The sequence below is a fragment of the Actinomycetospora sp. 2LY8.5 genome, from assembly GCF_057180585.1.
In genome coordinates this window covers 61,003-73,622 of sequence record NZ_JBXUHE010000021.1, presented here as the reverse complement: position 1 = coordinate 73,622, position 12,620 = coordinate 61,003, and the positions used below count along the sequence as shown (strand labels likewise).

Here is a 12,620-nt window from a genome sequence, read left to right as displayed (position 1 = left end):
CCGCAGCGTGGGGGCATGGCCGGGCCCCACCTGCCGATCTCCGGATCGGCGCCCGAGCAGGGCGTCAGCACCCACTGCCCGTACTGCTCGCTGCAGTGCGCGATGACGCTGACCCCGCGCGAGCACGGCGCGGGCCCGGTGCTCGAGGTCACGGGTGCGCCGTTCCCGACCAACCGCGGAGGCCTGTGCGAGAAGGGCCTCTCGTCGGCGGAGCTGCTCGCCCACCCGGACCGCCTGACGACCCCGCTGGTCCGCAGTGGTCACGGGGCCCGCAACGAGCCGTTCCGGGCGGCGAGCTGGGACGAGGCGCTGCAGCGCATCGTCGACGGCCTGACCGTCGCCCAGGAGCGGTACGGGCCCGACGCCGCGGGCCTGTTCGGCGGCGGCGGGATGACCAACGAGAAGGCCTACCAGGCCGGGAAGTTCGTGCGGGTCGCGCTGCGCAGCGCCTCGATCGACTACAACGGCCGCTTCTGCATGTCGTCGGCCGCCGCCGCGGCGAACAAGGCGTTCGGGCTCGACCGCGGGATGCCGTTCCCGCTCGCCGACATCGCCCGCGCCGACACCGTGCTGCTCGTCGGCTCGAACCCCGCCGACGTGATGCCGCCGGCGATGCGGTGGTTCGCCGCGGGCCGCGAGCGCGGCGCGCAGCACCTCGTCGTCGACCCCCGCTACACCGCGACCGCCGCCGCCTCCGACGTGCACCTCCAGCCCGTCCCGGGCACCGACCTCGCCCTGGCCAACGGCCTGCTGCACCTCGCGGTGCGCCACCGGCTGGTCGACACCGCCTACATCGCCGAGCGCACCACCGGCTGGCCCGCGCTGCGGCGCGCCGTGCGGCAGTACTGGCCCGATCGCGTCGAGCGCATCACCGGCGTCCCGGCGCGGGTGATGGAGCGCGCGATCCGGATGCTCGCCGAGTCCCGCGCGACGATCATCCTGTCCGGCCGCGGCGCCGAGCAGCACGCGAAGGGTTCGGACACCGCGCTGGCGTGGATCAACCTCGCGCTCGCCCTCGGTCTGCCCGGCCGTCCGTACAGCGGCTGGGCGACGATGACCGGCCAGGGCAACGGGCAGGGCGGCCGCGAGCACGGCCAGAAGGCCGACCAGCTGCCCGGCTACCGGATGCTCGCCGACCCCGCGGCCCGCGAGCACGTCGCCGGCGTCTGGGGCGTCGACCCCGACGAGCTGCCGGCGCCCGGCGTCTCGGCCTACGAGATGCTCGACCGCCTCGGCACCGACGGCGGCGTCCGGGCACTGATGGTCATGGCGTCGAACGTCGCCGTGTCCGCCCCACGCGCCGCGCACGTCCGCGAGCGGCTCCAGAGCCTCGACTTCCTCGCCGTCTCCGACATCTTCCTGTCCGAGACCGCCGAGCTCGCCGACGTCGTCCTGCCCACCACCCAGTGGGCCGAGGAGGACGGCACGATGACCAACGTCGAGGGCCGCGTGCTGCGCCGCCACCGCGCCGTGGACGCCCCCGACGGCGCCCGCAGCGACCTCGCGGTCCTCGCCGATCTCGCCGCGCGCCTCGGCCGCGGCGAGCACTTCGACGACGACCCACGCACCGTCTTCGACGAGCTCCGCCGCGCCAGCGCCGGCGGGAAGGCCGACTACGCCGGCATCACCTGGGAACGCATCGACGCCGAGCGCGGGGTGTTCTGGCCCTGCCCGTCCGACGATCACCCGGGGACCCCGCGGATGTTCCGGGACGGCTTCCCCACGGCCGACGGGCGCGCGCGGTTCCACGTCGTGCACCACCGCGAGGCGGCCGAGACCCCCGACGACGAGTTCCCCTACCGGCTGACCACCGGCCGCAGCCGCGCGCACTACCAGTCGGGCACGCAGACCCGGCGGACCAAGGCCCTGCTCGACGCCGAACCGGAGCCCGCGGTCGAGGTCCACCCCGACCTCGCCGCGCGGCTCGGCGTGCCCGACGGCGGCGACCTCCTGCTGCGCACCCGCCGCGGGAGCGCGCGGATGCGCGTGCGCCTGACCAGCACGATCCGACCCGACACCGTCTTCGCCCCGTTCCACTGGGCCGGCGATCAGACGATCAACGACCTCACCAACCCCGCTCTGGACCCGGCGTCGCGGATGCCGGAGTTCAAGGTCTGCGCGGTCGAGCTCACGGCCGTCCCCACCACCCGGGAGGACGCATGATGACCACCCCACGGTTCCTGCAGGGCGCGTTCGCGTTCGACGGACGCGGGCTGGACAAGCCGGCCCCGCTCGACCCGACCCTCACCTACACCGTCCCCGAGGGCACCACGGGACAGGTGCTCTACGTCCGCGGCGGCAACTCGTCCGAGGACCTGATCACGCTCGTGCTCGTGATCGACGGCGCGCCGTCGCGCTGGCTGCCGATCGGCGCCAAGGGCGACATGCACGTCTCGCTGCGCGTCGTCGAGGACCTGCTGGCCGGCACGACCGTCGAGCTCCACCTCGCCGCGCCCGAGGGTGCGACGGGCACCGCCGTCGTCGACTGCGGCCTGGTGGAGGTCTAGCCCGTGACGCAGACCGCACCTCGACCCGACACCGACCAGGACACTGACCAGGACACCGACCAGGACATGCCGGCCCGCGCCCGGCTGGTCGTCGTCGGCAACGGCATGTCCGGCGCCCGCGCCCTCGAGGAGATCCTCGCGCGCGGCGGCGGCGACCAGTTCGCGATCACCGTCTTCGGTGACGAGCCGTACGGCAACTACAACCGGATCCTGCTCTCCGAGGTCCTCGCGAACGCGGCCGGTGAGGTCGTGGACAACGACGACGCGGACGACGAGATCTACCTCAACCCGCTCGACTGGTACGCCGAGAACGGGATCACGCTGCACGCCGGCGTGCGGATCGTGCGCATCGACCGGCACGCCAAGGTCGTCTTCGGCGACGACGGGTCGGTGACGCCCTACGACACGCTCGTGCTGGCCACCGGCAGCCGGTCGTTCTTCCCGCCCATCGAGGGCATGTGGGCGTCGAGGACCGAGCTGACGCCCGGCGTCTTCGGCTTCCGCTCGCTGGACGACGCGACGGCGATGCTCGAGCACGTGCGCGAGCACCGGACCGCCGTGGTCATCGGTGGCGGGCTGCTCGGGCTCGAGGCCGCGGCGGGCCTGCAGGCGCACGGCGTCGCCGTGCACGTCGTGCACCCCACCGAGGTGCTGATGAACCAGCAGCTCGAGGCCGAGGCGTCGAAGGTGCTGCGCTCGAAGCTGCAGGACATGGGCATGCACATGCACCTCGGGGTGAAGACCTCGGAGATCCTGGTGACCGACGGGGCGGTCTCCGGGGTGAGGTTCACGGACGACTCGACGCTGGACTGCGACATGGTCGTCGTCACCGCCGGCATCCGCCCCAACGTCGGGCTCGCGATGGTCTCCGGGCTCGAGACGCAGCGCGCGATCGTCGTCGACGACAAGATGCGCTCGGTCGACGACGACGACATCTACGTGGTCGGCGAGTGCGCGCAGCACCGCGGTGAGGTCTACGGGGTCGTCGGCCCCCTGTGGGAGCAGGCCGCCGTCCTCGCCGACGTGGTGACGGGGGCGAACCCGGACGCCGAGTACCACGGCTCGCGGCTGGCGACGAAGCTCAAGGTCGCGGGCGTCGACGTCGCGCAGATGGGCGTCAAGACCCCCGAACGGTCGTCGGACGAGTTCGTGCAGTTCTCCGAGACCCGCCGCGGGGTCTACCAGACCGTCGTCATCCGCGACGGCACGCTGATCGGCGCGACGCTCGTCGGCGACGTCAGCAAGGTCGCGGCGCTGACCCAGGCGTTCGACAGCCGCTCGGCGCTGCCCGAGGAGCGCGTGAAGCTGCTCTTCGACCTCGGCACCGCCGACGACGCGTCCGCGGCCGCCGACCTCTCCGACGACACGCAGATCTGCAACTGCAACGGCGTCTCCAAGGGCGACCTCGTCGGGTGCGTGGAGAACGGCGCCGAGTCCGTGTCGGCCTGCATGGCGGCGACCCGCGCCGGCAAGGGCTGCGGGTCGTGCAAGGGGCTCGTCACGGAGGTCGTCGAGGCGGCGCTGGGTGGGGCGGGACGCGAGGACCCCGCCGACTCGTACTACGTGCCGGGCATTCCGATGGACAAGCCGACGCTGATGGCGGAGATCCGCTCCCGGGGGCTCATGTCGGTGTCGGCGGTGTTCGACGCCCTGGCCCCGGAGGGGAAGGACCACGTCGGCTCGAAGATGGGCCTGACCGCGCTGCTGCGGATGATGTGGCCGCACGAGTTCGTCGACGAACGCGACGGCCGGTTCATCAACGACCGGGTGCACGCCAACATCCAGCGCGACGGCACCTTCTCGGTCGTCCCGCGGATGTCGGGCGGGGTGACCTCGCCGGACCAGCTGCGCCGGATCGCCGACGTCGCCGAGAAGCACGCCATCCCGATGGTCAAGCTGACCGGTGGGCAGCGCATCGACCTGCTCGGCGTGCCCAAGGAGAAGCTCCAGGAGGTCTGGTCCGACCTCGACATGCCGTCCGGCTGGGCCTACGGCAAGAGCTTCCGCACCGTGAAGACGTGCGTCGGCACCGACTTCTGCCGGTTCGGGCTCGGCGACTCGACCCGGCTGGGCATCGACCTCGAGGAGACCTACAAGGGCATCGAGGGCCCGGCGAAGATGAAGCTCGCCGTGTCCGGGTGCCCCCGCAACTGCGCGGAGTCGATGGTGAAGGACGTCGGGCTCGTGGCCGTCGAGAGCCAGGAGGAGGGCCAGGACTGCCGGTGGCAGATCTACGTCGGCGGCGCGGCCGGGGCGACGATCCGCAAGGGCGACATCCTCGCCACGGTCGACTCCCACGAGGAGGCCATGACGATCACCGGGCGGTTCCTGCAGTACTACCGCGAGAACGCGAACTGGCTCGAGCGCACCTACGACTTCGTGCCGCGCATGGGGCTGGAGTACCTGCAGGCGGTGGTCGTCGACGACAGCGAGGGGATCGCCTCCGAGCTGGACGCGCGGATGCAGGAGACGATCGACGCCTACGTCGACCCGTGGGCGAGCGACCAGACCGAGCAGACGCCCGGCCAGTTCCACGACGCGCTGCCGCTCGTCCCGCTGCCCCAGGTGCCCGTGCGATGAGCACCGACGCGGAGAGGGCGGTGGAGGCGCGCCTCGGGCCCGTCGAGCAGATCCCGATCGGCGAGGGGCGCGCGTTCCTCGTCGGCGACGAGCCGGTCGCCGTGTTCCGGCCGCGCTCCGGCGGGCTGCACGCGCTGCGGGCCATCTGCCCGCACCGGGGCGGGCCGCTGGCGGACGGGCTCACCGACGGCGACGTGGTGATGTGCCCGCTGCACAACCACCAGTTCTCGCTCGTCGACGGGTCCTGCGCCACGGGCGCGGACGCCGTCGCGGCCTACAGCGCGACCGAGGAGGACGGCGAGCTGGTGGTCCGCCTGCGGCACGCGGCGCAGCGGTGACGGGCCAGAATGCCCGCATGCCACCGGTGCCCCAGTACCTCGACGAGATCACCCGGCACGCCAAGGGCTTCTCGGACGCCGTCCGGGCCGCCGGTCACGACGCCCCGGTGCCGTCCTGCCCGGACTGGACGGTCCGCGACCTCGCCGACCACCTCGGCGGCGTGCACCGCTGGTGCACCGTGACCGTCGGCAACCCGGGCACGAAGCTCAAGCGCCGGGGTGCGACGACGCCGCCGATGCCCGAGGACGAGGGCGAGGTGTCGCTCTGGCTCCTCGAGGGTGCCGCCGCGCTGGTCCAGGCGATCCGCGACGCCGGCGAGGACACGCAGGTCGGCGGGTTCGGGGGCATGGTGCCGGTGTCGTTCTGGGCGCGGCGGCAGTGTCACGAGACGCTGGTGCACCGCGCCGACGCCGAGCTCGCCGCCGGGATGCCGCTGCTCGCCGACCTGGACCCGGTGGTCGCGGCGGACGCCGTCGACGAGCACCTGGCGATGGTGGTGCTCAGCGCGTCCCGGCGCGACGGGCTGCGGGCCGACGGCGCGACGCTGCACCTGCACGCGACCGACGACGGGCTGGGCGACGCCGGCGAGTGGGTCGTGACCCTCGGCGCCGAGGGCCCGAGGGTCGAGCGCGCGCACCGCAAGAGCGACACCGCCCTGCGCGGTCCCGCCGCGTCGCTGCTCACCGTCCTCACCAGCCGCGAGAGCCCCGAGGTCGCCGGTGTCGACGTCCTCGGGGCACCGGACCTGCTCACGCTCTGGCGCGAGCACGGTGGGGTCTGATCAGACGTTGCCGGAGCGGACCTGGAGCGGGTGCGATCACTGGCTGGTACGTCGCGCCGAGGAAGCGATACCAGCCAGTAACCTCCTGCACCACGGTTCAGAGCGTGAGCACGATCTTGCCGAACGTCGCGCCCTTCTCCAGTTCCCGGTGCGCCGACGCCGCGTCCTCGAGCGGGAACGTGCCGGCGACGCGGACGGTCAGCGCGCCCTCCTCGACGAGCCGGGCGAGCCCGGTCAGCGCGACGCCGTCGGGCTCGACGAGGAAGTCGGTGACCCGCTTGCCCTCGGCGTGCGCCCGCTCGGTGAGGCCCTCGGGCACACCGGAGGGCACGCAGACGAGCAGGCCGCCGGGGCGCATCACGGCGAGCGAGGAGGGGCCGTTGACCTCGGTGAGATCGACGGCGGCATCGATGTCGCGGGTCGCCTCCGCGACCTCCTGGGTGTGGTGGTCGATCGCCTCGTCGAGCCCGAGCGCCGCGAGGTCGGCGTGCTTGGCCGCCGAGGCGGTGCCGACGACGTGCGCCCCGCGCGTCTTCGCGATCTGCACCGCGAGGTGGCCGACGCCCCCGCCGGCCGCGTGGACGAGGACGCGCTGGTCGCGCTGCACGTCGGCGGTGTCGACGACGATCTGCCAGGCGGTCAGCCCGGCGAGCGGCAGCGCCGCGGCGGTGACGTCGTCGATGCCGTCGGGGATGCGCGCGAACTGCCGGGACGGGGCCGTGACGTACTCGGCGTAGCCGCCGGCCTCGCGCGGGAACCACGGCATCCCGAACACGCGGTCGCCGACCGCGAACCGGGTGACGCCCATCCCGACGGCGTCGACCACGCCCGCGACGTCCCAGCCGACCGTGAACGGCGGCGCGGTCATGTCCCCGCCGGCTGAGCCGAGCCCGGCGCCGCCGGCGCGGACCTTGGTGTCGACCGGGTTGACCCCGGCCGCCGTCACCCGCACCCGGACCTCGGTGGGGATCGGCTCCGGGAGCGGGCCCTCGGCGAGGTGCAGGACCTCGGGTCCGCCTGCGGTGTCCTGGGTGATGCGGCGCATGGTCCCGGCGTGCCCGGAGGTCACTCCACGCACACCCTGAGCAGGCGGAAAGACCCGCGGACCCCGTCGGTAAACTCGACGTCATGGTGCAGTCCGACCCCGGCACGCGCGTGCCCGAGAAGCCGACACTCGAGGGCCTCGAGGACCGGTGGGCGCGCGTATGGGAGGACGAGGGCACCTACGCGTTCGACCGCTCCGCCACGCGCGAGCAGGTGTTCTCCGTCGACACCCCGCCGCCGACGGTGTCCGGGTCGCTGCACGTCGGGCACGTGTTCAGCTACACCCACACCGACATCGTCGCCCGCTTCCAGCGCATGCGCGGCAAGCACGTCTTCTACCCGATGGGCTGGGACGACAACGGCCTGCCCACCGAGCGGCGCGTCCAGAACTACTACGGCGTGCGCTGCGAGCCGAGCCTGCCCTACGACCCGGACTTCACCCCACCCGAGAAGCCCGGCAAGCAGCAGATCCCGGTCTCGCGCAAGAACTTCGTCGAGCTCTGCGAGACGCTCACCGCGGACGACGAGAAGGCGTTCGAGGAGCTCTGGCGGCAGGGCGGCCTCTCGGTCGACTGGTCGCACGGCTACCAGACGATCGACGCCCGGGCCCGCGCGATCAGCCAGCGCGCGTTCCTGCGCAACGTCGAGCGCGGTCAGGCCTACGTGTCCATGGCGCCGACGCTGTGGGACGTCACCTTCCGCACCGCGGTCGCCCAGGCCGAGCTCGAGGACCGCGAGCACACCGGCGCGTGGCACCGGGTCGCCTATCACGGTGCGTCGGACGACATCGCGATCGAGACGACGCGCCCGGAACTGATCCCCGCCTGCGTCGCGCTCGTCGCGCACCCCGAGGACGAGCGCTACCGGGCGCTGTTCGGCACGACGGTGCGCTCGCCCCTGTTCGACGTCGAGGTCCCCGTGCTCGCGCACCCCGCCGCCGAGATGGAGCGCGGCGCCGGCATCGCGATGTGCTGCACGTTCGGCGACCTCACCGACGTGCAGTGGTGGCGCGAGCTCGACCTGCCCAACCGCACGGTGATCAACCGCGACGGCCGCCTGCTCCGGGAAACCCCGGACTGGATCACCTCGCAGAGCGGGCGGCAGCGCTACGAGGAGATCGCCGGCGCGACGGTGCACACCGCCAAGGAGCGGATCGTCGCCATGCTCACCGAGACCGGCGAGCTCATCGGCGACGTCCGTCCCGTCACCCGGCCCGTGAAGTTCTACGAGAAGGGCGACAAGCCGCTCGAGATCGTCTCCAGCCGCCAGTGGTACATCCGCAACGGTGGGCGCGAGGCCTCGGTCCGCGAGGAGATGCTCGAGCGCGGCCGCGAGCTGCAGTGGCACCCCGAGTACATGCGCCACCGCTACGAGGACTGGGTGCGCGGCCTCAACGGCGACTGGCTGGTCAGCCGCCAACGCTTCTTCGGCGTGCCGGTACCGGTCTGGTACCCGCTCGACGCCGAGGGCGAGGTCGTCGGAGACAAGCCGCTGACTCCGGCCGACGACGCCCTGCCCATCGACCCGACCACCGACGTCCCGCCCGGCTACACGGCCGACCAGCGCGACGTCCCGGGTGGGTTCACCGGCGACCCGGACGTCCTCGACACGTGGGCCACCTCGTCGCTGACCCCGCAGATCGCGGGGCTGTGGAGCGTCGACGACGACCTGTTCGCGCGCGTCTTCCCGATGGACCTGCGCCCGCAGGGCCACGACATCATCCGCACCTGGCTGTTCTCGACGGTCCTGCGCAGCCACCTCGAGCACGACAGCCTGCCCTGGACGCACGCGGCGCTGTCGGGTTGGATCCTCGATCCGGATCGCAAGAAGATGTCGAAGTCCAAGGGCAACGTCGTGACGCCCATGGACCTGCTCGAGGAGTTCGGCTCGGACGCGGTGCGCTACTGGGCCGCGGGCGGGCGCCCGGGCGTCGACACGGCGTTCGACCGCGGGCAGATGAAGGTCGGCCGGCGTCTGGCGATGAAGCTGCTCAACGCGTCGAAGTTCATCCTCGGCGTCGGGGTGCCGGCCGGCGAGCCCGACGTGTCGGCGGTGTCGACGCCACTCGACCGCGCCCTGCTGGCCCGGCTCACCGAGGTCGTCGAGAAGGCCACCACCGCGCTCGAGAACTACGACTACGCGGTCGCGCTCGAGGTCACCGAGCAGTTCTTCTGGTTCTTCTGCGACGACTACCTCGAGCTGGTCAAGTCCCGCGCCTACGGTGAGTTCGACGAGGCCGGCCGCGACTCGGCGCGGGCGACGCTCGCCGCCGCGCTGCGGGTGCTGCAGCGGCTCTTCGCGCCGGTGCTGCCCTTCGTGGCCGAGGAGGTCTGGTCGTGGTGGCAGGACGGCTCGGTCCACCGTGCCCCCTGGCCGAACGTCCACGAGCTCGCGACGTCCGCCGAGGTCGACCCGCAGGTCCTGTCGATCGCCTCGGACGTCATCGGCGGCATCCGGCGGGCGAAGTCGGAGCAGAAGCTCTCGATCCGCACCGAGATCGAGACCCTCTCGGTGCAAGCCGCGCCCGACGCCCTCGAGGCGCTCCGCTCGGCCCTGTCGGACGTGCGCGCCGCGGGCCGGGTGCGTGACGTGGAGCTGGTCGTGTCCCCGGACGGGGAGCTCGTCACCACCGTCGGCGGCCCGACGGCCTAGCGTGGACGACCTCCTCGCCTGGGTCGACGACCCCGACGCGGGCTGGAGCGTCGGGACCTTCGGGGCGCTCGCGGAGTTCCTCCGCGACGCGGACGAGCCCGCCGACGTCACCCGCGCGCCCGGGCGGGCCTCCGTCGTCACGCGCCGGGGCGGCCTCGACGTGCGGCTGACCGGCGACGTCGTGCCGCTGGCGTGGGAGCGCCGCGCCGGCGTCACCTGGAGCCAGGCGGTCGCGCTGTGCGTGCCCGCGGACGGCGGCGGCCGCTCGGTGATCACCGAGCTCGGCCCGGACGACGGCGCCCTGCGCGAGGAGGACCGCGACGCGGTGCTCGTCGACCTCGGCGTCGGTGCCCCCCACCTCGCCGCGTGTGTGCGGACCAGCGATGCGGCATTGCTGGCGGCGCTGCGGGGGGTCGAGGGACGGCCGCTCGCCGCGGCGGACGCCGTCGCCGGGGCGCTGGTCGAGGCGGGGCCGCACCGCGTGTTCCGGACCGCGGTCGCGCGGCTCGAGGTGTTCACACCGATCCCGCCGCCCGACGGCACGAGCCCGGACGGACCGCACACCCACCTGCTCCCGCGCCTGCTCGCCCACGGGCGGACCCATGCGGCCACGGACCCGATCCCGGCGGGACGGGCGCCCGGCGCGACGGTGCACCTCCCGCACCCGACCCGGACCGTCGAGGGTCGGCCGATCGCGCCACGGCCCGACCGGCATCGCCGCGCGCAGGAGACGCTCACCCGGTTCGGGGAGCGCGAGGCGGTCCTCGCCAAGGCGGCGGTGGCCGAGGCGCTGGCGACGTCGGCCGAGCCACCGCCCTGGGCGCTGACGCGCGAGTACCGGGCGACGGTGGAGCTGGCGCTACGACAGAGCGAGGAGCTGGAACCCACGCATCCGCACGTGGGCGGATGGCGAGCCCGGGTACCTCGGGAGAGCGGGTCCGACGGCGCCGGTCAGCCGCTCACTCACGACCCGGCGCAGGGATGACGAGCGCGCCGGGCCGCGCGTCGTGTCAGTCCTGGAGCTCGGACTGCGGCGTGATCGCGAAGCGGAACTCGTCACCGTCGCCACGCTCGGCGTCCGGCACGCGCTCCACGTCGAGAACCTTGTCGTCCAGCGCCGACGCGGCCTGCGGCTCGAGGAAGATGACGGCGCCGCCGCCCTCGAGCACCGTGTCCTCCGCCGCGGGCGTCGGTGCCACCGAGAGCTCGAGTCCTTCCTCAGCCATGTTGGGGGTGGCCGCGATGCGCAGACCGGACCCCTCGGGCATCTCGTTGGACTCGAGGATGGACGAGATGGCCTCGGCCGCCGTCTCCGTCAATGCCAGCATGCCTCGTTACCATACGGGTCACGGATTGGTCACGCACGCGGATGCGCGAGCCGTCACGCGACGGAAATCCCCAGCTCAGACCAGAATGGGTGCCCGAACACGGAGGGGAACGACAGGATGGCCCTCCCGGTGAGCCATGACCCCACCGATCGGCGCGCTGCGGTGCTCCGAATGCTCACCGCGTCACCGGAAGGGCTCAGCGACGCCGCCCTCGCCGGACAACTCGGTGACGGCGTCCGCCCGCAGACGGTCAACCAGCTCTGCCGGCGGCTGGCCGCCGAGGGCGAGCTCGAGCGCGTCGGCACCCGGCCGATCCTCAATCGCCTCCCGCCACCGACGACTCGGCGTGGACGCCGGACGAGCACGAAGGCCACCGCGGCTCCCGCGGCCGTCGGCTCTGACGAGATCGCTTCGGGGATCGAAGCACCCGCCGGAAGCGACCCGGGTCCGGACGCCCCGGCACCGAAGGCCGCCGCCCGGGCCCGCAAGAAGGCCGAGCCGACTCCCGAGCCGCCGGCGACTCCCGTGAAGCCCCGCCGCCCTCGGAAGAAGGCCGGGGGCGAGGTGGCGGAGGCCGCGCAGACCGAGGGCGCCTCGAACGGCGCCGTCGTCACGAACGACGCGACGCCCGAGGTCGAGGCCCAGACGGAGGCCCAGGCGGAGGCCCAGGCGGAGGCCCCGGCGGAGGCCCAGGCGGAGGCCCAGGCGAAGGCCCCGGCGGAGGCCCCGGCGGAGGCCCCGGCGGAGGCCCCGGCGGAGGCCCCGGCGGAGGCCCAGGCGAAGGCCCCGGCGGAGGCCCAGGCGGAGGCCCAGGCGAAGGCCCCGGCGGAGGCCCCGGCGGAGGCCCCGGCGGAGGCCCCGGCGGAGGCCCCGGCGGAGGCCCAGGCGGAGGCCCAGGCGGAGGCCCAGGCGGAGGCCCAGGCGGAGGCCGGACAGGCGAGCCCGACCTGCGGTCCCCCGCCTTACGACGCCCTGCAGGCGTGGTCGCGGGCGGGGAACGTGCAGGCGCTCGTGGCGGGCTGGCTCGTCCAGCGGGGCGCGACGCTGCGGTGGGCGTCGGTCGACCACACCGGCCCCGCCCGGGATCTCGTCGCGTCCCTGGACGGCGACGACGTCCACGTCGAGATCACCGGCTGGCCGTCCGACGGCGCCCGGACGCACCCGACGACGATCGCCGGCGACTGGTTCAGCGCCGCCGAGCACGCCGCGACCGAACGTCGTCGTGCCCATCCGCGGGCGCGGATCGTCATCGCCCTGCCCGACACCCGCCGCTACCGCAGCCTCACCGAGCAGCGGGCGGCGTCGCTGGACGGCGCGCGCGCCGAGGTGTGGTTCGTCGACGCGGCGGGGGCCGTGCACGCGAGGTGAGGCTGTCCTTCCGGTTCTGCG

General features: G+C 73.7%; 10 protein-coding genes. 8 read left to right on the top strand and 2 right to left on the bottom strand.

Annotated elements, in window-relative coordinates; translation table 11 throughout:
- Positions 1-15: 15 nt before the first annotated feature.
- Genes AC2A1K_RS21155 through AC2A1K_RS21135 form a run of 5 tightly spaced genes read left to right on the top strand, consistent with a single transcriptional unit; the run spans position 16 to position 6,207 of the window.
- Entirely contained in the window at positions 16-2,163 is a 2,148-nt protein-coding gene (locus AC2A1K_RS21155) for a molybdopterin oxidoreductase family protein (RefSeq protein WP_483898298.1), read from the top strand.
- Positions 2,160-2,507 carry a molybdopterin oxidoreductase gene (locus AC2A1K_RS21150; RefSeq protein WP_483898297.1) on the top strand — a complete coding sequence of 116 codons (348 nt, stop codon included), beginning with the start codon at positions 2,160-2,162 and terminating at the stop codon, positions 2,505-2,507. Before AC2A1K_RS21155 ends, AC2A1K_RS21150 begins: the two co-directional genes overlap by 4 nt.
- A gap of 3 nt (positions 2,508-2,510) precedes the next feature.
- Positions 2,511-5,087 carry a nitrite reductase large subunit NirB gene (nirB, locus tag AC2A1K_RS21145; RefSeq protein WP_483898296.1) on the top strand — a complete coding sequence of 859 codons (2,577 nt, stop codon included), beginning with the start codon at positions 2,511-2,513 and terminating at the stop codon, positions 5,085-5,087.
- A complete protein-coding gene (locus tag AC2A1K_RS21140) occupies positions 5,084-5,425 on the top strand; it encodes a Rieske (2Fe-2S) protein (RefSeq protein ID WP_483898295.1) in 342 nt (113 codons plus the stop codon). Before nirB ends, AC2A1K_RS21140 begins: the two co-directional genes overlap by 4 nt.
- A gap of 17 nt (positions 5,426-5,442) precedes the next feature.
- Positions 5,443-6,207, top strand: a complete 765-nt coding sequence (locus tag AC2A1K_RS21135; protein WP_483898294.1) for a maleylpyruvate isomerase N-terminal domain-containing protein — start codon at positions 5,443-5,445, stop codon at positions 6,205-6,207.
- 97 nt (positions 6,208-6,304) lie between these two features.
- Here the strand turns inward: AC2A1K_RS21135 and AC2A1K_RS21130 are convergent, their stop codons facing one another.
- Positions 6,305-7,276, bottom strand: a complete 972-nt coding sequence (locus AC2A1K_RS21130; protein ID WP_483898293.1) for an NADP-dependent oxidoreductase — start codon at positions 7,274-7,276, stop codon at positions 6,305-6,307.
- A gap of 59 nt (positions 7,277-7,335) precedes the next feature.
- Between AC2A1K_RS21130 and valS the strand changes: the two genes are divergently transcribed.
- Positions 7,336-9,903 carry a valine--tRNA ligase gene (valS, locus tag AC2A1K_RS21125; protein ID WP_483898292.1) on the top strand — a complete coding sequence of 856 codons (2,568 nt, stop codon included), beginning with the start codon at positions 7,336-7,338 and terminating at the stop codon, positions 9,901-9,903.
- 1 nt (position 9,904) lies between these two features.
- Positions 9,905-10,888, top strand: coding sequence for a DUF6925 family protein (locus AC2A1K_RS21120; protein ID WP_483898291.1), 984 nt, complete (start codon positions 9,905-9,907; stop codon positions 10,886-10,888).
- Between the two features lie 25 nt (positions 10,889-10,913).
- On the opposite strand, the gene AC2A1K_RS21115 is transcribed toward AC2A1K_RS21120, so the two are convergent.
- Positions 10,914-11,231, bottom strand: coding sequence for an adhesin (locus AC2A1K_RS21115; protein WP_337704122.1), 318 nt, complete (start codon positions 11,229-11,231; stop codon positions 10,914-10,916).
- Positions 11,232-11,402: 171 nt separating this feature from the next.
- Here AC2A1K_RS21115 and AC2A1K_RS21110 point away from each other — a divergent pair, with 171 nt between their 5' ends.
- The gene (locus AC2A1K_RS21110) at positions 11,403-12,599 is read left to right on the top strand and encodes a hypothetical protein (protein WP_483898290.1); all 1,197 of its coding nucleotides are present in this window, start codon (positions 11,403-11,405) and stop codon (positions 12,597-12,599) included.
- Positions 12,600-12,620 lie beyond the last annotated feature (21 nt).

Excerpts from the sequence above, each read along its gene's own strand:
- AC2A1K_RS21110 (WP_483898290.1), top strand. The coding sequence starts at position 11,403 with ATGCTCACCGCGTCACCGGAAGGGCTCAGCGACGCCGCCCTCGCCGGA.
- AC2A1K_RS21115 (WP_337704122.1), bottom strand. The coding sequence starts at position 11,231 with ATGCTGGCATTGACGGAGACGGCGGCCGAGGCCATCTCGTCCATCCTC.
- AC2A1K_RS21155 (WP_483898298.1), top strand. The coding sequence starts at position 16 with ATGGCCGGGCCCCACCTGCCGATCTCCGGATCGGCGCCCGAGCAGGGC.
- AC2A1K_RS21135 (WP_483898294.1), top strand. The coding sequence starts at position 5,443 with ATGCCACCGGTGCCCCAGTACCTCGACGAGATCACCCGGCACGCCAAG.
- valS (WP_483898292.1), top strand. The coding sequence starts at position 7,336 with ATGGTGCAGTCCGACCCCGGCACGCGCGTGCCCGAGAAGCCGACACTC.
- AC2A1K_RS21150 (WP_483898297.1), top strand. The coding sequence starts at position 2,160 with ATGATGACCACCCCACGGTTCCTGCAGGGCGCGTTCGCGTTCGACGGA.
- AC2A1K_RS21140 (WP_483898295.1), top strand. The coding sequence starts at position 5,084 with ATGAGCACCGACGCGGAGAGGGCGGTGGAGGCGCGCCTCGGGCCCGTC.